Consider the following 18,823-nt stretch of genomic DNA (forward strand, 5'->3'; position numbering starts at 1 on the left):
CAAAGAATGGAGCAGCTCGCAATACTATTATCAGGTTTTCTTCTCCTTTCATTGATCGGGATGATGATAAATGGACTCTTTTTCCCACGGTTCCATAAACCTATTCCGCACTATACACCACTGGTTTCCATCATGGTCCCCATGAGAGACGAAGAGAGGAATGTCGTCCCATTGATTCAGAATCTGCAAAAGCTTTCCTACCCGAATGTAGAATTCATATTATTGGATGACCATTCCTCAGATTCGACCCTGGCGCTGGCACAGGGTCAGACTCAAAATGATAACCGCTTCCGCCTTATAGAAGGCGTTGCATTAAAAAAGGGATGGGCAGGTAAAGTTCATGCATGCCATCAATTATCAGGGCATGCATCCGGGGAATTTCTCCTTTTCCTAGATGCAGATGCAAGATTGAAGCCGGATACCATTGAAAATATGTTGCCCTTTTTCGAAAAAGGAACAAGTCATCTAGTCACGGGCTTTCCACGATTCCCCGTTACCTCGTTGCTGAGCAAACTGCTTGTCCCCATGCAGCATTTTGTCACTTGGCTTCATCTCCCATTGCCCCTGGCCAATTATTCCGCCTACAAACAGGCTACTGCCGCACATGGGGCGTTTATGTTTTTTGAAAGGAACGCCTATCTTGCTGTTGGAGGACATAGCGCAGTAAAGGACTCAATCGTGGAAGATGTCCATCTGGCGAGAGTGATGAAGCAACACGGTTTCACAGTGAAGCTTATCAACCCAACCGGATATGTGACATGTCATATGTACGAGACAAATGAGGAAGTGTGGTACGGCTTTTTGAAGAACATCTATATCGGAATAGGAAGATCACCTTGGATTGTGGCTGGATTAACGGTCTTCTATTCGGTTTTTTACTTCTTACCCTTGCCATTGGCATTGCTGGCCCCCATTTACGGCAATTGGCTTTTCCTTCCCTTATTGCTTGTATGGATCCAAAAGTTATATATAGACCTCCAAACGAAGCAAAAAGCCTATCTTTGTCTACTTATGCCTTTAAGCGTACTCGCTTTTATCGTCCTTATGCACGCCTCCATGTGGAAAAGCTTGAAAAAAGAACATTACTTATGGAAGGGACGTGCATATAAATGAAGAAGATTGTTGTAATCGGGGGAGGCCTCGGCGGACTCTCCTCTGCCATTTCCCTTGCATCGCAGGGGTTTGACGTGACACTTTTGGAAAAGAATCGGCATCTTGGGGGTAAATTGATGCCGGTAACGCTTGGGGACGCATACTTCGATTTTGGTCCGAATACCATCACCATGCCTGATGTGTTTCGGGAAGTCATCCGGCTTAGCGGGGAGAATCCGGATGCGTATTTTGAGTTCATCAAACTGAAAACCCACACCAGAAATGTTTCATATGATGGAAAAGTGTTTGATTTCAGTTCAGATCAGGAAAAAATGAAGGAACAATTAAGTATGATAGATCCGGTTGGTGCAAAGAACTATGAAGCCTTCATTAAAGAAATCACAAGGCTCTTTCAGCTAGGCAACTCGCACTTTTTCCGTAAAAGTTTCACATCCAGCATGGATTATCTGTCACCTGGACTTGGTGCAGCCTTTACAAAGGTCCGCCCCCTGCAATCGCTGCATCAATTTTTCAGCAGGTATTTCTCCGACCCATTTCTGTTGCAGGCTCTTGACCGTTATGCAACCTATATAGGCTCATCCCCTTATATTTCACCTGCAACATTTGCATTGATAGCTTACTTGGAGCTCGTGGAAGGGGTGTATTACACAAAGGGCGGAAATTGGAAAATTGCTGAAGCCTTTGAAAAGGTTGCAAGAATAACAGGAGTGACGATCCGGACAGACTGCCGGGTCACTAGTATCCAAGTAAAAAACGGCAAAGCGGTTGCAGTGCTGACTGCCGATGGGGATACCTATCCATGCGATGTGGTTGTGATGAACGCCGATTTGCTTGCCGCCTATCCCGAGCTTGTAGAGGAAAAGGAACGCCCACATTTTCCGGACCGGAAGGCAGCTTCCTTTGAACCTTCCATTTCGGCCTTTGTCGCACTTGCCAGCCTGAACACAAGAAACAAGCAGCTGCTTCATCATAATGTGTTTTTTTCTTCAGACTATAAAAAAGAGTTCAAGGAATTGTTCGAGGAAAGGAAATATCCAAAGAGCCCTACCATCTACATAAGCAATTCCTCTGTCACTGAACATGAGAAAGGTCCAAGCGGGGATAATTTGTTCATTTTGGCCAATGCACCTGCAGTAAATGGTTCAGATACCCAGGATGGTTTTTCCGAAAGCTACAAGGAGCTTATCTATGAAACCCTGGACAAGCGGGGTGTATCAATAAACGGTCACATTTTACAGGAACAACTGATTACTCCACAGGATATTAAATCCAATTTTGGTGCATTCAAAGGATCATTATACGGTGTTGCTTCAAACAGGAAAACGGATGCCTTCTTCCGTCCGCGCAACAAATCACGCGATGTCGCGAACCTCTACTTTGTTGGAGGCTCCACTCACCCCGGGGGTGGATCTCCGATGGTTACACTATCCGGATTGAATGTGGCAGAGGCGATTGTAAAGAGGCACGCGAAAAAATAGGCTGAAGTCATCCCTTAGAGGAAACTTCAGCCTTTTTTTCATATCAAGTAGACAATTGAAACCGAAGCACAGAAAAGAAAGAAGAGATAGGTAATACCCGTCCCCTTACGAACGGCTTTCTCTTTTTTCTGCAAGATGACATCGATCAGGTAGAATAGGATAAAATGAATCACCATCAGCAAGCCAAAACTGACCAATAGGGACATCTCATAATAATACTTATCTACTAGATTCACCACTAATAATGCAAGGACAGAAGATGAAAGATATAAAAGTGTTTTGAGCTTCATTTTATCCACCCCACCTTACCCAGCCATTTTACCTAATCATACCATAATTTTCTATAAAATAGGTGTTATGCTTCACCTTTTCTACAACGAAATATGCAATAAAAATGACCTACTCGCTCCAATTGCCAAGGAGTGGTCAGGTCATTGTTTGCTTTTATATTTGTGATATGATCTGCTGCTTTTCTTCATTTGTTACATAATGCTTGGTTTGGAATACGGAGTAGTGTTTTTTACGTATCGAACCGAGGATGGCGCGATAAAGGTAGGCAGCCCCTTTTACCGGGGTTCGTGAATGGATCGGGTATAAATCTATCGTACTTAACGCCTGTTCATATAATCTTTCTGCCTTTGCAGCGATATCCTCCCAAACGGAGATAAGGGCCTTGTTGACGATATGCTGTTGTAGGTCATGAACTGAATAGCCCGCCTCTTCCAATCTATTGATGGGGAGATAGATCCTATCACGTGCGAGGTCCTCTCCAATATCCCTTAATATATTGGTAAGCTGCATGGCCTGACCGAGGGCAATGGCATCCTGCCTTAACATCTCCTTGGTATTCGGTGCCAGGATCGGCAGCAACATCAGTCCCACCGTGCTAGCTACATGATATGAATAGGTCATTACCTCCTCATCTGTGTAGTAAAGCTTTTTGTAAAGGTCCATTTCCTGTCCCGTTATCATATCGTGGAAGGCTTCTATATCCATTTCATAGTTTTTGAAAACATCCTGGAGGGCGAGCCACATCGGATCAGACGAAGACAGCCCACCCTTTAGAAAATCAGCAAAGCATTCCTTGAATCTATGCAACTCTTCTTTTGGATTGTCTCCTTCATCCACGATATCATCCACTTGCCGGCAAAAGGCGTAAACAGCCCAAACGGCCTTTTTCTTATCTGAGGGAAGCAGCATAAATGCTTTGTAGAAAGTCTTGGAGTGTTCTTTTATAATATTTTCACAATGTTGATATGCTTTGATCAATTCGTTCATGAAGATTCACATCCTTTTTCGAAGAGTTATAAGCAAAATCAGCGACGATCTGGTTGGCGGCAAGCCGCGCACTTTGCATCACGATGGGAATACCGCCACCAGGATGGACCGATGCCCCGGTTGCATAGACATTTTTATATGGAGAAAGCTTGGCTTGTGGACGAAAGACCCCTGATTGGAACAATTCCGGCGCAATGCCGAAGCTTCCACCTTGATACAAACCTTCCATCTCAGCATCATTCGGTGTCCGCACTTCCATCCATTCCATTTTCTCTCTTAATTTCGGGAACGCCTCCGATTCAAGCCTTTCCATCACCCGATTGATGAACCCCTGCTCTTTGCTCCAATCGATATGACCGCCCGAGGGGACAGGGACCAATACATAAAGGACACTTTTTCCTTCAGGAGCCAAGCTATTGTCAATGATGCCAGGATTAAAAGTGTAGAATGAAGGATCAGTAGGGACCTTTTTTTCTTTGAACACTTCTTTCATATGCTGATCAAAGTCGCTGCTCATAAAAAATTGATGGACATCCGATTCGTACCTATCCTTCACTCCAAAGTAGAGCAGGAGACAGCCTGAGGAAGGAGTATAATTTTTACTCTTCTCTTCTTCAATGACCTCCTGGATTGATGGGAAGTCTCCATTCCATACCAATCCATCGACCTTGATTTTTTTATCTTTTGAAAAGATCGCAGTCACGGCACTTCCCGCCTCCTCTATCGCCTCCACTTTGGAATCCAGATAAAGGGGAATTTTATTTTCCCGCAATCTCTCAACGAGGACATCCACGAGCGACGCATAACCTCCTTTGACATAATGGATACCGTGTTCATGCTCACTGTAAGGGATGAGGCTGTACATGGCAGGGGCTGTTTGCGGGTTTCCCCCGATATAGAGAGTTTGCAGGGAGTAGGCTTCCTGGAGGCGTGTATCGGAAAAGAAATTGGATGCATATTTTTTAGTAGATTGATATGCCTTCAATTTCCATAATGAAGCTATGTTCTTCCAGGTCCAGAAGTCTTTTTTCTTTGTGAAAGACTTTTCGAGAAAAGATGCCTTGCCAAGCTTAAAGCTTTCGTGCATTTCTTTCATATACCGGTCGAAGCCTTCCTCCTGACCGGGAAACAGGCGCGCAATTTCCTTTTTTTGCATGTTTTTATTCCGATGTTTCCTGTATACAGTCCCGTCCTGGAATCGGATGGAATACAAAGTGTCCAATGGGATAAGTTCCCATGCTTCATCTGGTACACCCGCCTCCTCCAATATTTCTGTCAGCATTTCAGGAAGCAGCACGATGGTAGGGCCCTTATCGATCCGGTATCCTTCTCTTTCGATAAATGCAAGTCGCCCCCCTGCATTTTTCTCTTTTTCAAAGATGGAGACGTCAAATCCCTGTTTCTTCAATAGAAGCGCCGTTATCATTCCGCCGATTCCAGCGCCTGCAATCGCAATGTGTCCTTTAGTCATTGGGCCCTCTCCAATCTGTGTGAAGGTACTTCGTTCTTAACAAGGTTTCGGTGTTTCTCCTCTAAGAGATCCGTTGTAATCCTTGCTGATTCCAAAATGGTTGGCAGACCGCTTCCCGGATGTGTTCCTCCTCCTACGAGCCAGCAGTTCTCCAATTCCTCAAATTTATTATGAGGTCTCAGAACCATCATCTGTGAAAGCTGATGACCCAGATTGAAGGTTGCGCCTTTGTATACAAGCACCTCTTTCTCCCAATCGTCGGGTGTCAGCACTTTTTCCACTTCTATATGATCCTGAAGGTCCTTAAAGCCGCTCTTTTTTTCCAAAGTATCGTAGACGAGTCTTTTAAAAGCATCCTTATGAGTCTCCCAATCTATATCACTGAAATTATTCGGGACAGGCGCCAATATATAAAGCGCTGACTTGCCATCCGGTGCAAGGGTCGGATCTGTAACGGATGCATTTTGCACATAGATGGAAGGATCTTCGGATAGTTTTTTAGTTCTTGTGATTTCTTCTACATTCTTTTTGTAGTCATCTGCAAAGATGATGGTGTGGTGAGGCAGGTCATAAACCCTGTCTAGCCCGAGGTAGATCATGAACGTGGAACAGGAGTACTTTTTCTTTTCCAATTTGTCTCTACTGTACTTTTTTAAGATGCCCTCATCTACGAGGTTGGTCATCACATGTGCAAAATCACCGTTGACGATGACTTCATCCGCCTCCATTTTCGTTCCGTCCTCCATCAGGACCCCTACTACCTTTTTTCCTTCAAGCCAAAGCTTTTGCACACCTTTACCAAGCTGAATGCTGCCCCCGTTTTCCTCTACCACCCTTGCCATCGCTTTAGGGAGCTGATTGACGCCCCCGATAGGATGATAGATTCCGTATGCATGCTCCATATAGGAGAGGATGGAAAAAGCACCAGGGCACTCCCATGGTGACATCCCTAAATACTTGGATTGGAATGTGAATGCCAATTTTAGCTGTTCAGCTTTGAAGAATCTGCTTAACTGGTCATATAAGCTGATTCCGAGGCTCAACTGTGGCAACGCTTTGATTACTTTCCACTGGAGGTAATGGTAGAAGCGGTCCATTTTACCCTGAAGGATGGGAGTCAAGGCATTCATCTTTTTCTCCGTTTCCTTCATGAACCGGACATAGCCCTCTCCATCTCCCGGAAAATATCGCTCTATCGTTCTTTTCATTTTTTCCTGGTCCCTCGTTACCATAAACGATTTATCCGGAAAGATCAGTTCATACATATCTTTCAATTCCCGTAAATCCATATAGTCATGAAGATCCCGGTCACACGCTTCGAAGATTTCTTCGGCAATGTGAGGCATACTCAAAAAGGTTGGTCCCATATCAAAGGTAAAACCATCAAGCTTGATACTTGAATTCCTTCCGCCGATATAAGATTGCTTTTCCACAACCGTCACACTATTGCCTTTGGCCGACAGTAGCATCGCAGCCGCCAAGCCGCCCGGTCCAGCACCAACAATAATAATCTTTTTACTCATTTTGTATTGCCTCCCCCATTAAACCGAACATCAATAAAGTTAAACAAATGTTATACAAATACTATACACAATATTTTATGTATGCACAAGAATTTATACTTAAAAAGGCATGTCCTTAATTTTATAAAAAAAACTCCCTCTTTTGAGCATCGTGCATTTTTGAGGGAGTTTTCCGTCTATTTATATATACTTCTACTCTTTAACAATTTATTCCTTTATTGTAACACCGTATTCTGTAAACCAAACGTGTATTTGTGCAAGGTGCGCCAATAATTGTGGACCTGTCATCAATTGGCCAAACCATGGAACCTGAAAAGCTTTCCCTTCTGAATCGACAATCTGCTGAAGTTTTTCCTTTTGGAAGAATTCAAGCAATGGGGTATTTTTATCCTGGAGAATTTCATTCATCCATTTTTTTACTCCATGGGTGTAGACCGGATGATGGGTTTTGGGATACGGACTCTTTTTCCGGTATAGGACCTCATCAGGCAATACACCCTCGAGCGCCTTTCTGAGCAGCCCTTTTTCCCTGTTACCATGCATCTTCATTTCCCACGGGATATTCCATACATATTCAACGATCCTATGGTCTGCAAAAGGAACACGCACCTCTAGGCTCGCCCCCATACTCATCCTGTCCTTTCGGTCTAGCAAAGTCGTCATGAACCAGATCATATTCAGGTAGAAAAGCTCCCTTCTCCTTGCCTCCAAATTACTCTCGCCATCCAACCGAGGGGTTTCTGCAACCGTTTCTTCAAAGCGCGCTGTAATATAATCATCCAGTTGAAGCTTTTTCTTCCACTCCGGACGAAGGAGGTCCACTCTCGCTTCTGTCGATCTCATCCAAGGAAAGTTCCTTGCAGCAAGATCCTCCGGTCGGTGGAACCAAGGATAACCTCCAAAAATTTCATCCGCGCATTCCCCTGAAAGGCTTACCACATAATTTTGTTTGATTTCCCTGCAGAACCATAGCAGGGAAGAATCGATATCCGCCATCCCGGGCTGATCGCGCACAAGTACAGCCTCTCTTAGATTCGCCACCAGATTTTCCTGCGAGATGACGGAATAATGATGGACGGTCCCAAAAGCCTCTGTCATTTTCCGTATCCAATACTCATCCGAGTTTGGCTGGAATTCATTTGCTTTAAAATATTTTTCATTTTCTTCGTAATCGATGGAATAGGTGTGTAAGGGAGGCTTCCCTTCCTTTTTGAATGCATTGGCAGCAATCGCAGTAATGGCGCTTGAATCCAATCCCCCAGATAGGAAGGTACATACAGGAACGTCTGAAACCAATTGTCTGGTGACGGCGTCGGTAAATAGTTCGCGGACCTTTTCCACCGTTTCATCAAAGCTGTCCGTATGCGGCTTGCTGACTACATTCCAATAGCGGCTGATTTTGAGTCCGTTTCTGGAATAGGTCAATAGATGTGCCGGCCGAAGCTCCTTTATATCCTTGAAAAGTCCATGTCCCGGAGAACGGGAAGGGCCGAGCCCGAAAATTTCGGCCAATCCGTCATGACCCACTGCACTTGAAATGAACGGATGTGCGAGTATCGCCTTTATTTCAGAACCGAATAATAGTTTCCCTTCCTTTTCATGATAGAATAATGGCTTTACCCCAAGCCGGTCCCTGGCAATGAACAATTGCTCCCTCTCCTCATCCCAAACGGCAAAAGCGAATATTCCATTGAGATGATGCACACACTCCTCCTTCCATTCCATATAGGAAGTCAGAAGCACTTCCGTGTCTGAATGCCCACTGAAGGTATATCCCTTTTTCAGGAGCTCTTTTCGGATATCTTCCGTATTATAAAGCTCCCCATTATAGCAGATGGTAAACTGATGACCATTCTTCTTCCTCGTCATCGGCTGCACGCCACCCTCGGGATCTACAACCACAAGCCGTTTATGCCCGAATCCCACATGATCCCCCATCCAGATATTTGTATCATCAGGACCCCTGAACGATAATGTCCCGGCCATTTTTTCAACTGTATGTTCATCGTGCCTGATCGATTTCTGATAATCTATCCATCCAGTAATTCCACACATAGTATTTTTACCACTCCTTTTTTAAGACAGAACAGGGCTTTTCTATACTATGCAAATGGGGCTTATACCATGATTTATTGCTACACATCCATCATTTTTCCTTGTTAGTCTTCCTACCATATAATTTTTAAAAAGATGGGGAATGTAAGAAAGTAAGAGAGTTCCTGTTTAAAGGTTTTGAAAGTGGGACAGAATTGGGAAAAGAGAAAACTCCCATCTTACTTACTACTATGTTTCGCATTGGAGGAAGCCCTGTGAATCTGCAAAAAAGAAAAAACATCATATACGGACAAAAACGTTCCTATACGTGTGGAACCATCGAAAACATTAATGAACAGTGGATTTTTTTTGAAGCGGAGGATGATGAAGCCTTTTTGCTCGAGGAAATAACAGAGGACGGCATTGAAGTATTATTATCCAACGAATGGGTCCCCGGTGTTCTATTGGAAACGGGGGAAGTATTGCTTCAGACCCAGCACCTTTATGAATTGAATAACGGGGACGCTGTCAGGGTCAGAAAACGGCTGCCTATGGCATATATGGAATTTTTGGAGGAACTGTCAGAAGATGCGTTCTTCCATTTCACCAAGCTCCTGAATTCCTCAAAGATTTCCCTTTATGACTGTATCTATTGTCATAATGCGATGCAGTTCATGGATACCGACAAAATCAAGAGCGGTGTCAATTTCTTCGTTTATGACAATGAAACATTCATATGCAGTGTGCAACATCATTTTACAAGGGGGAACCATCACTCGGACCGCTTCGAATATACGTTACAGACAGGCAAACGCTATCTGTTTACGAACCTGGAACGCCGGAGGGCAGAATAAAAGCACCGTTGTTCAGCAAAAAGGCTGAACATAGGTGCTTTTTATCTTTATATGAAGCTCATAAGGCTTTCTTTGATGAACTTTTCGAACTCTTCCTGCCCCCGAGGCTTTGAGAGATGATAGCCTTGTGCAACGTCACAGGACAGTGTTTCCAAAAGCTGCAACTGTTCTTCGGATTCTATCCCTTCTGCAATCACTTTGAGGTTCAAGCCTTTCCCCATAGTGACTATTGCATGGACAATCGCCACATCCTTTGAATCGTAGCGGAGATTTTTAATGAAACTCCGATCGATTTTCAAGTTATTGATTGGCAAGTCCCTCAAATAGCTTAACGAGGAGTAGCCGGTACCGAAATCATCGACGGAAAGCTGGACTCCAAGCTCCTGCAGTTCCTTCATGACCGCGATGCTGTATGTGGCATTGCGGAGCATGACGCTTTCAGTCAATTCGAGCTGTAAGTAGGAAGGTTCTAGGCCACTTGCCATCAATGCCTTTTTCACTTCCTGGATAAAGGTCGGTTGCTGGAACTGGTGTGCTGATACATTGACCGAAATTGTCATATCACCAATCCCTATTTCGTGCCACCTTTTTGCCTCAAGACAGGCCGAACGGAGCACCCATACCCCGATATCGGTGATAAGTCCAGTTTCTTCCGCCAATGGGATGAATTCCGCCGGGGAAACCAGACCCAATTTAGGATGATCCCATCGGATCAACGCTTCCGCTCCGATTACCCGCTTTGACTGTATATCAATGAAAGGCTGGTAACAAAGGAAAAATTCGTTTTTTTCCAAAGCCTTTCTAAGGTAACTTTCCAGTTCTATCCTAAACATCGCCTGGTGGTTCATATCATTTGAGTAGAATTTCACTCGATTTCCCCCGAGCTTCTTTGCTTGGTTCATGGCAGCATCCGCATTTTTTAATAAACTCTCTGCATTAACGCCATCATTTGGGAAAAGGCTTACCCCGATGCTTGCTGTCACATAGAATTCCTGTTCATTGTAAAGAATCGGCTTATTGATCGAATTCAATAGTGCTTGGGCGATATTGATTACTTCATCAACACTTTTATAATCGGATAAGGAGAGGGTGAATTTATCTCCGCCAAATCTGCCGAGATAGCTTTTGCTGGGGAGGATTTTCCTGATCCTTTCAATGATATGGATCAGCAGTTTATCCCCTACATAATGACCAAGGCTGTCATTGATGAGCTTGAATCGGTCAAAATCGATAAACAACACTGCCAGCTTCTGCTTTGATTTTGCTTTTTTGATTTCATCCATTTCTTCTGTTAAGCGTTCACTGAAATTCTGCCTGTTCGGCAAGGCTGTTGCAGCGTCAAAATAAGCTAAATACGCCACTCGCTCTTCCGCTTTCTTCTGGGCCGTTATATCCCTCCCGATCCCATAGACACCGGCGCGTTCCCCGTGGACGATAATCGGGATGTGCTTGATTAAATAGGTTCGTTCCTGGCCATCCCGTTCCTTGAGATCTACTTCATACGTTTGTTCTATCCCTTGCAAGGCTTGAAAGAAATGATTGGAAACCCGTTCCACATCACTTGGCTTCAAAAAGCTTAACGCACTTTTCTTCAAAATCTGCTTTTCGGTAAAACCGAAGATTTCCGAGAATCTGGGGTTAACGCTCAGAACCCGCCCAAAAAGATCAATGGAAAAAACAATGTCGGAATTATGCTCAAACAAAGACTTATATCGCTGCTCTGATTTCTCGATGCTCTTATTAAGTTTGGCTATATCCCTCGTGGATGCATCCACCAAATGGGAGAGCGCCAAAACCGCCTTCGTTTCATTCGGCATCTCAAAATCTACCATCAAAGGGGACCTGCTATTGATCACAGTTGATTCGCTCATCGCAATGGTGATGTTGGAAAAGCTGACATAATCCACTTGGCCCTTTGATGAATAATCGATTTCCCCATAGGAAAAGAATCCAGTGGTAGGAGCAATCCCCTGCAAAGCTTTTATTTCTTTTTCAACAAAATGGCCGAAGTATCTTCTTCTTGCCATACAGTTAAAAATCAGGATGGATTCCACCGGTTTATTGATAAGCTCTTCTATCTGTAATTTCGTCTTATCTATAATCCCCTGAGCATCGGCATAGGAAAATGTGAAGGATTCTCCTTCGTATACCCTTCTGTCCACCTTGATGCTGCCATCCTCCAGCACATGAGTAACAAATAGAGGTGTCTTCTTCCCATTCCGCACCGTCATCATCGGGAATTGAGTTCCACTAAGAGGTAGTTCCCTAACAAATTGCTCCCCAAGATATTTCTTCAGTATCGTAAGGGGAGTCAATTTATTAATGGAACGAATGATGCTCCCTTCTGCACATGTCATGAGAAACGAGGTGCCGATCTCTTTCCAGCAGTGATTCGATAATGGATAAACCTCCAAAACCTCACTATCAAGAGCTATCGCCACTATTCCATTGACTGTGATCTGATCATCCAACCAAACATAGGTCTCCCCAAACTCACCGTTCGCCCCTGCCAATGCACCGAAAATTTTCGTTTCTGTATGACTCGAGTGCCGGCCCAGCCCTTGTGCCAATTTATCATAGTCAAAATGCAGACCATTAGCCAAAAGAAGAATAAGCTTTGTTTTTTCCGTAATCATTTCCTGTACTATCTGATGACCGATATTGTCCAGGGATTCGAATTCCTCGAAAGGATATAGTGAAGTATGAACTTGTGTCTTATCAAAAAGCATAAAGGATATTATTATTTCATTGGTTGAAATCACTCCTCCGGAAATTTCCCCATCCGTTGTTGCACCCACTACCTGTGCCTGCGGAAGATTCCCTCTGATCTTCTGGATGATTCCACTCAGTTCATCCTTATCCGTCGATCCCGCGTACATATGTACAAGCACTTCAGAATGGGAGGCAATATCATGTTTTCGGATAAACGGGACTATATCCCCAGGCTCTTTATATGTAAGATTTAAAGTTTTCATAAGCATAAACTCCCATAGGTTCTACATCTTATTACAAAACAAGTGCATATTTTACAATTTATTCATTTTAACTTTACCATAGTTATAAACTCGAAAACATGTAAAATTGAAAACATTCGTAGAAGAATATTGGGGTGGGAGCCATAAAAAAAATGCCTGATCAACATTAGATGATGATCAGGCATTTTTAAAGGAATCAGAAGAAGTTCATTCCCATATCCAAACTGAAACCTAAATATAAAACATATGCAAACGCAGCGGCAAAAATGACCCAAAGGACTGTGGTAGATTTGCCTTTTCTTGTGCGAACAGAAATCATTTCCATCAGACCGATGACGACGATCCCCATCAATCCTTTGACGATGTAGTCTCCCGTCAGATTAATGTTCCAAAGCAGAAGTACTCCTGTAGCAACAATCAATATGTAGAACAATCGTAAAACCATGGAGACGATTTTCGCGCCTTTGGCTTTGCCGCTTTTTTGCAGAGCGATCGCCACGACGAAAAGAATCAATGCAACTGCCCATGTTGAAATATGTGCATGTGTCATGCGTGTTCCTCCTTACTTTCAAGTAAAATACAATACTTGTATCATACCATGTTTTACTAAAAAACCTAAATAAATCGTCTTTTTTCTCTTGGGATAAGATTTTGAATTTTAACAATGCTATAATATTTTTGAAAGCCATTACATTGATCAGATGGAGGTATTTCATACATGACCACTAAAACTCACGATATCATCAGCATTACAGAAAAATTTGGAGCAAACAACTATCATCCGCTTCCAATCGTCATTTCCAAGGCGGAAGGGGTTTGGGTGGAGGATCCGGAAGGCAATAAATACATGGATATGCTCAGCGCATATTCCGCTGTGAACCAGGGCCACCGTCATCCAAAAATCATTCAGGCATTGAAAGATCAAGCAGATAAAATCACATTGACTTCCCGCGCCTTCCACAATGACCAGCTTGGACCGTGGTACGAAAAAGTCGCAGGGCTGACAAATAAGAGCATGGTACTGCCGATGAACACAGGGGCAGAAGCAGTGGAAACAGCTGTTAAAGCAGTTCGCCGCTGGGCCTACGATGTAAAGGGAGTGCCTGTCAATCAAGCGGAAATCATCGTTTGTGAGGACAATTTCCACGGACGTACCATGACAGCCGTTTCCATGTCATCAAGCGAAGAGTACCAGGAAGGCTTCGGACCGATGCTTCCTGGAATCAAAGTAATCCCTTATGGAAGTATCGAAGCATTGGAAAGTGCCATCACGCCTGATACCGCGGCATTCATCTTCGAACCGATTCAGGGGGAAGCTGGAATCAACATCCCGGAAGAAGGGTTCCTGAAAGCTGCATATGACGTCTGCAAGGCGAACAATGTCTTGTATGTAGCGGATGAAATCCAGGCTGGACTTGGCCGCTCAGGAAAACTGTTCGCTTGTGACTGGGAAAATGTAGAGCCGGATATGTATATCCTTGGCAAGGCACTCGGCGGAGGGGTCTTCCCTATCTCTTGCGTTGCTGCAAACAAGGATATCCTCGGGGTATTCAATCCTGGATCGCATGGCTCCACTTTCGGCGGTAACCCACTTGCGTGTGCCGTTTCCATGGCAGCCCTCGAAGTCATTGAAGAGGAAAAACTGGTGGAAAGATCCTTTGAGCTTGGCAACTACATGCAGTCGGAACTTTCTAAAATAAACAATCCTATCATCAAGGAAATCCGCGGCAGAGGCCTGTTCATTGGCGTGGAACTGACAGAAGCTGCACGTCCTTACTGTGAAAAGCTGAAAGAGGAAGGTCTCCTCTGCAAAGAAACGCATGAAACGGTTATCCGCTTTGCACCTCCCCTCGTCATTTCACAGGAAGATCTGGACTGGGCGATCGAAAAAGTGAAGAAAGTGTTATCTGTTTAGGAAGAAACTGGGCCAGGCACTCCTTAGATTGATTGAGGAGTGCCTGGTTTTTTTATTTGATTGGCCCTGACTTTCTGTATTCTATCCAAAACACCCGTTAATCTAGCGAAAATGCTACTTATTCTATCCACTTCTTTGGGTAATCTATCCAAAAAGGCTTGTAATCTGTCCAAAACAGGTTACATTCTATCATCTTTACAAAATATGTAAAACACAGACGTACCCGCCACCGTTCATGCATAAAAAAAAAGCGCGCCTCCAACACGTTTTAGTGCTGCAGCACGCTTCAAGCCAGACACAATATTATCAATTGACCTTATTCGTAAGTTTGCCTATCCCTTCAACGATCACTTCCACCACATCCCCGCGTTTCAGGAATCTTGGCGGGTTGAAGCCTTTCCCTACCCCGGCTGGTGTTCCTGTTGCGATGATGTCCCCCGGTTCGAGCGTCATGCCTTTTGACAACGTGGCAATCATCTCCGGAATGGAAAAGATCATCAGATCGGTCCTGGCATGCTGCCTTACCTCGCCGTTTACTAGGGTACTGATTTCAAGATTATGCGGATCTTCGATAGCGGACTTATGGACGATCACAGGTCCCATAGGGCATGATGCATCAAGGCTTTTCCCAAGAAAGAACTGCTTATGACGTGCTTGCATGTCACGGGCGGTAATATCATTGATGATGGTATAGCCGAAGACGTAGTCATAAGCCTCTTCCTCTTTTATCCCCATTCCTCTCTTTCCGATAACGACCGCCAATTCCCCTTCATAGTCAAGCTGGCTTGTCAGACCTTCATGCAATAGGATATCATCCCCATCCCCGATCACAGATGTCGGCGCCTTTGTAAAGATCATGATGTGTTCCGGGATGTCCCCTTCGCTTCCCATCTCCAACACATGATCTTTATAGTTTTTCCCGACACAAAGTACATTTTTTGCAGGTCGGGGTATGGGAGCTAAAAGGGTGACCTCCTCCATTTTATAGAAAAACGATGGCGCCTCCCTATGTGTTAATACCCAATCCCTTAACGCGGCTGCCTTATCCATGAAATAATCACCTAGTGCAATGCATTCCATGAGGGTGTGCGGCAGGGTTTGTACACCATCTTTCACTTTTTCAGTTTGATGAAGATCGATGACATATTGCTGTGATTCATCTGTTAATCCTACAAATATTTTTCCATTATATTGAGCAGTAAGAAAATGCATAAGGATGGATCCCCTTTCTAGTCGAAACGTTTTTTGTAGTATTTTGTTATATTATGACTTGTTTTAGCGAAGTCCTTTTTTTCTTTTTCGAACCATGCCATAATTAGGACAATCGATTGCATCTTATTAAAAATGGAGTAGAGTCGTATGTTAGCTTTGAAGATTGAATTAAAGAGAAAACAAATGATTCATTGTGCGAAAGAGTATGGATTCACCGCTTCTGAAACGGTTCAATGCAGCCAGGAGCTAGATGCTTTACTTAACAAACAATGGGAACAGCAGATGCTTGCCATTCACCACTCAAATAAATATTCTTTTGCCCAATAGGAAGATGCGAGATATTATGCTCGCATCTTTTCATTTGGACTTTTTCTGAGCGGAGATCTTCTGCCATACGTCCCCATTCTCCATAGCCATTCCATTGGCCCGTAATAAAAACGGGACAACCATAACTTGCTCAAGAATATTTGTAGTACATATACTCCTAGTACGAGCATCAGGCCTTGGAACGGCTTAAAGGTTCCGTATAGCCCCAATCCATAGCTGTAAAAAATGAAGGTGCAGAGCACGGACTGAAACAAATAGTTTGTCAGACTCATTTTCCCTACATATCTCAAAGGAGAAAGTATTTTTTTGCCTACACCCTTTCTTGTTGCAAGGACGATGGTGAGGAAATAGAATAAAGCACTTGCCGGTCCCCCTATGGAATCCTGCAGATAATCCACCGCAAGGTTTCCTCCCGCATAGTATGGAAGCAATTTAAAAATCAATGCTAATACCAAAGTCAATGCCCATAGTTTCTTGAACACCCCAAGATTCTCCTCTGTGTTATGGAGCCATCTTTCCTTTGCAGCCGCTGCCCCGAAAAGGAACATAGGCAATATGGAGAGAACGATGAATACCGAATTAGCTATATTTACAAATGCCCAGTCTTCCATCCGCTGCCTTGTGATCTCCATGAACGAACCATTCGCATATATCTCCAGTGACTGCAGCGCTGTTCCCTGATACGCCTCATAAACATCTAAGTTTCCATCCATCATCATCATCGATAGTAACATCAGCAGCGTCAAAAGGATGGTTGGGATAGTAATGAGAAGTATCCCGGTCCACACCATGGCTTTTGATGATAGGTTTCTCATGAGCAATAACAGAAAACCCGTGATGGCATAACTGATCAGAATATCACCGTGCCAGATCAGGAATGCATGAATGCAGCCTATTGCGAGTAGGACAATCAGTCTTCTCGAAAAGTATTTGGGAGCGGATAGTTCCTTTTCTTTCAGACGGTCCATGAAAATGATGAATCCATATCCGAACAAAAAGGAAAACAGCGTATAAAAGCTTGCCTGTGCAACTATATCCACGAAATTTACCGTCCAAATATCCAACCTGTCATTCCAGTATGTACGCTGATCCACATATAGCATCGGCGAAAAAAATGAGGGCATGTTTACCAGGAAAATACCCAGTATCGCCAGGCCTCTTATAATATCTAAAGCAATGATTCTATCTTTCTCTTCTATCGGTGCAGCTTTCAACCTATTCCCTCCCATCAGATGATATGTACATTATAGCCGATTTACCTATATATTCCTATATGAGTTATCGCTAAAGGGGATCACCCATTTTCTACTCACCATACCGGGCGTTTGTCATAGGATAATAAGTAAGGTGAAGGATTATCCTCTTTCCCACTGATGGATTGGCTTGGGAAAAGCAGGTACATTCAATTTGGTAAAGGAGTTAACGTTTATGCCAGCAATAGTCGGAGCTGTAAATGTTAACAGTATAGGGAATTCCGGCATTTTCCATATAGGGGATGTATTTCAGATGTCCCCCACCAGTGTCGCAAAGACCTTTGCGGGTGCAGGCAGCTTTAATACAGGTGATGCAATCACTGTCAGCAACACAAACAGCCAGACCAATACGTATGATCAGGATGTAGCTGATCAGCCAGTGGCATTGAATGCGTAAAAAGTGCAGAATGGAGGATTGTAATGGCAACTAATTTTTTCATTAACCAAAGCATCGTCATTCATCAGGTGAAAATAGGGGGAGTCAGCAACTCCTCCATATTTCAGATTGGAAGTGCAGGCGTCATCAAGAGCTTGTCGAATCTAAATAATACAGGCGGCTTTGTAGGACCTGCCCCTGAAAGTTCCGCTGAAATCCAAAGCGGCACAGTCATACAACCCGGCAGCGGCGTAACAGGACCTTTAGTACCATTGAAGGCACGCTGATTTTGCCATGGGCATTCACCCATTCCTCCTGATTGCATACAATGTTAATGCCTTTAGAAGGTGAATATTAACTCTGCAAATGAAGGGGTGATCAAATTGTATTACAATTTTCAGCAGTATTTGTACGAATCCCAGCAACAGATCAAGCAACTACAAGAAATTGTAGAAAAACAGTCAAAGCAGATATCAGCCTTGGAAGAAATATTGAAAACGATGCAACAGGAGATCATCCAAATCAAAAGTAAACCGAGCATGAATATTGAGAGGATCGAATACAAATTTGACCAGTTGAAGGTGGAGACGCTCGAGGGCACACTCAACATCGGGCTGACCCCTGGTTCCTCAGGAGAAATAGAGGATTTTGTGGTGACTCAGAACAACCTCGAAGTGCCTGTCCCACAGAGGAACCAGCAGCTGTCTCAGGTAATAGAAAAGGAATTGTTAGCCTATTTAAACAAAAATGGCGCAAACAAGATCAAGGAAATTGCAGGACAGCAAGGAAGAAGCCTTGAAGAGCATTATTATGATTTTATGATCCAGGATGTGTCTAAGCAGCTTCCACAGAGAATCAATCATACATTGAACAACTTAACAACAGAGGCAATCCAGAAAGGCTATAGTGACGAGAAGATCCAAGAGCTGACGGTAGCACAGCTTCAAGGCGATATGGATAAGGCATTTGCCGCCTTCATCCAAAATCTGCCCAAGAATAAATAAAGTGTGGTGT

General features: G+C 43.8%; 17 protein-coding genes. 8 read left to right on the forward strand and 9 right to left on the reverse strand.

Annotated features, from left to right (window positions below; all coding sequences use genetic code 11):
• Positions 1-6: 6 nt before the first annotated feature.
• Together JOC95_RS12295 and JOC95_RS12300 are read left to right on the forward strand one after the other, a co-directional pair.
• Entirely contained in the window at positions 7-1,113 is a 1,107-nt protein-coding gene (locus JOC95_RS12295; protein ID WP_204416637.1) for a glycosyltransferase family 2 protein, read from the forward strand.
• Positions 1,110-2,591, forward strand: coding sequence for a phytoene desaturase family protein (locus tag JOC95_RS12300; protein ID WP_204416639.1), 1,482 nt, complete (start codon positions 1,110-1,112; stop codon positions 2,589-2,591). Before JOC95_RS12295 ends, JOC95_RS12300 begins: the two co-directional genes overlap by 4 nt.
• 38 nt (positions 2,592-2,629) lie before the next feature.
• Here the strand turns inward: JOC95_RS12300 and JOC95_RS12305 are convergent, their stop codons facing one another.
• The 5 genes from JOC95_RS12305 to asnB form a co-directional block, all read right to left on the reverse strand.
• Complete coding sequence (locus JOC95_RS12305) at positions 2,630-2,881, reverse strand: hypothetical protein (RefSeq protein WP_204416641.1); 252 nt, start codon at positions 2,879-2,881, stop codon at positions 2,630-2,632.
• Positions 2,882-3,035: 154 nt separating this feature from the next.
• Positions 3,036-3,869 carry a phytoene/squalene synthase family protein gene (locus JOC95_RS12310; RefSeq protein WP_204416643.1) on the reverse strand — a complete coding sequence of 278 codons (834 nt, stop codon included), beginning with the start codon at positions 3,867-3,869 and terminating at the stop codon, positions 3,036-3,038.
• Positions 3,835-5,340 carry a phytoene desaturase family protein gene (locus tag JOC95_RS12315; RefSeq protein ID WP_204416645.1) on the reverse strand — a complete coding sequence of 502 codons (1,506 nt, stop codon included), beginning with the start codon at positions 5,338-5,340 and terminating at the stop codon, positions 3,835-3,837. Before JOC95_RS12315 ends, JOC95_RS12310 begins: the two co-directional genes overlap by 35 nt.
• Positions 5,337-6,863, reverse strand: coding sequence for a phytoene desaturase family protein (locus JOC95_RS12320; RefSeq protein ID WP_204416647.1), 1,527 nt, complete (start codon positions 6,861-6,863; stop codon positions 5,337-5,339). The genes JOC95_RS12315 and JOC95_RS12320 overlap by 4 nt, the downstream gene beginning before the upstream one ends.
• 207 nt (positions 6,864-7,070) lie before the next feature.
• Positions 7,071-8,918: an asparagine synthase (glutamine-hydrolyzing) gene (gene asnB, locus JOC95_RS12325; protein ID WP_204416649.1), complete on the reverse strand. Its 1,848-nt coding sequence runs from the start codon at positions 8,916-8,918 to the stop codon at positions 7,071-7,073.
• 254 nt (positions 8,919-9,172) lie between these two features.
• Here asnB and JOC95_RS12330 point away from each other — a divergent pair, with 254 nt between their 5' ends.
• Entirely contained in the window at positions 9,173-9,751 is a 579-nt protein-coding gene (locus JOC95_RS12330) for a DUF2777 family protein (RefSeq protein WP_204416651.1), read from the forward strand.
• A gap of 47 nt (positions 9,752-9,798) precedes the next feature.
• Here the strand turns inward: JOC95_RS12330 and JOC95_RS12335 are convergent, their stop codons facing one another.
• On the reverse strand, positions 9,799-12,726 hold the full coding sequence (locus JOC95_RS12335) for a bifunctional diguanylate cyclase/phosphodiesterase (RefSeq protein ID WP_204416653.1): 2,928 nt from the start codon (positions 12,724-12,726) through the stop codon (positions 9,799-9,801).
• A 196-nt stretch (positions 12,727-12,922) separates the two neighbouring features.
• Positions 12,923-13,276, reverse strand: coding sequence for a YisL family protein (locus tag JOC95_RS12340; RefSeq protein WP_204416655.1), 354 nt, complete (start codon positions 13,274-13,276; stop codon positions 12,923-12,925).
• Between the two features lie 168 nt (positions 13,277-13,444).
• On the opposite strand from JOC95_RS12340, the gene JOC95_RS12345 reads away from it, so the two are divergent.
• Positions 13,445-14,641: an ornithine--oxo-acid transaminase gene (locus JOC95_RS12345; RefSeq protein ID WP_204416657.1), complete on the forward strand. Its 1,197-nt coding sequence runs from the start codon at positions 13,445-13,447 to the stop codon at positions 14,639-14,641.
• Between the two features lie 306 nt (positions 14,642-14,947).
• Here JOC95_RS12345 and JOC95_RS12350 read toward each other — a convergent pair whose 3' ends face one another.
• Positions 14,948-15,853: a fumarylacetoacetate hydrolase family protein gene (locus tag JOC95_RS12350; protein WP_204416659.1), complete on the reverse strand. Its 906-nt coding sequence runs from the start codon at positions 15,851-15,853 to the stop codon at positions 14,948-14,950.
• 147 nt (positions 15,854-16,000) lie between these two features.
• Here JOC95_RS12350 and JOC95_RS12355 point away from each other — a divergent pair, with 147 nt between their 5' ends.
• A complete protein-coding gene (locus JOC95_RS12355; RefSeq protein WP_204416661.1) occupies positions 16,001-16,180 on the forward strand; it encodes an aspartyl-phosphate phosphatase Spo0E family protein in 180 nt (59 codons plus the stop codon).
• A 14-nt stretch (positions 16,181-16,194) separates the two neighbouring features.
• Here the strand turns inward: JOC95_RS12355 and JOC95_RS12360 are convergent, their stop codons facing one another.
• The gene (locus JOC95_RS12360) at positions 16,195-17,394 is read right to left on the reverse strand and encodes a DUF418 domain-containing protein (protein WP_204416663.1); all 1,200 of its coding nucleotides are present in this window, start codon (positions 17,392-17,394) and stop codon (positions 16,195-16,197) included.
• 214 nt (positions 17,395-17,608) lie between these two features.
• Here JOC95_RS12360 and JOC95_RS12365 point away from each other — a divergent pair, with 214 nt between their 5' ends.
• The 3 genes from JOC95_RS12365 to gerPC all read left to right on the forward strand — a co-directional run bounded on the left by JOC95_RS12365 (position 17,609) and on the right by gerPC (position 18,813).
• Positions 17,609-17,830: a spore germination protein gene (locus tag JOC95_RS12365; protein WP_204416665.1), complete on the forward strand. Its 222-nt coding sequence runs from the start codon at positions 17,609-17,611 to the stop codon at positions 17,828-17,830.
• Positions 17,831-17,853: 23 nt separating this feature from the next.
• Positions 17,854-18,096 carry a spore germination protein GerPB gene (locus tag JOC95_RS12370; RefSeq protein ID WP_204416667.1) on the forward strand — a complete coding sequence of 81 codons (243 nt, stop codon included), beginning with the start codon at positions 17,854-17,856 and terminating at the stop codon, positions 18,094-18,096.
• A gap of 96 nt (positions 18,097-18,192) precedes the next feature.
• Positions 18,193-18,813 carry a spore germination protein GerPC gene (gene gerPC, locus JOC95_RS12375; RefSeq protein ID WP_204416669.1) on the forward strand — a complete coding sequence of 207 codons (621 nt, stop codon included), beginning with the start codon at positions 18,193-18,195 and terminating at the stop codon, positions 18,811-18,813.
• The last annotated feature ends 10 nt before the right edge of the window (positions 18,814-18,823 follow it).

Source organism: Sutcliffiella tianshenii, assembly GCF_016908565.1.
GTDB classification, from domain to species: Bacteria; Bacillota; Bacilli; order Bacillales; family Bacillaceae_I; genus Sutcliffiella_A; species Sutcliffiella_A tianshenii.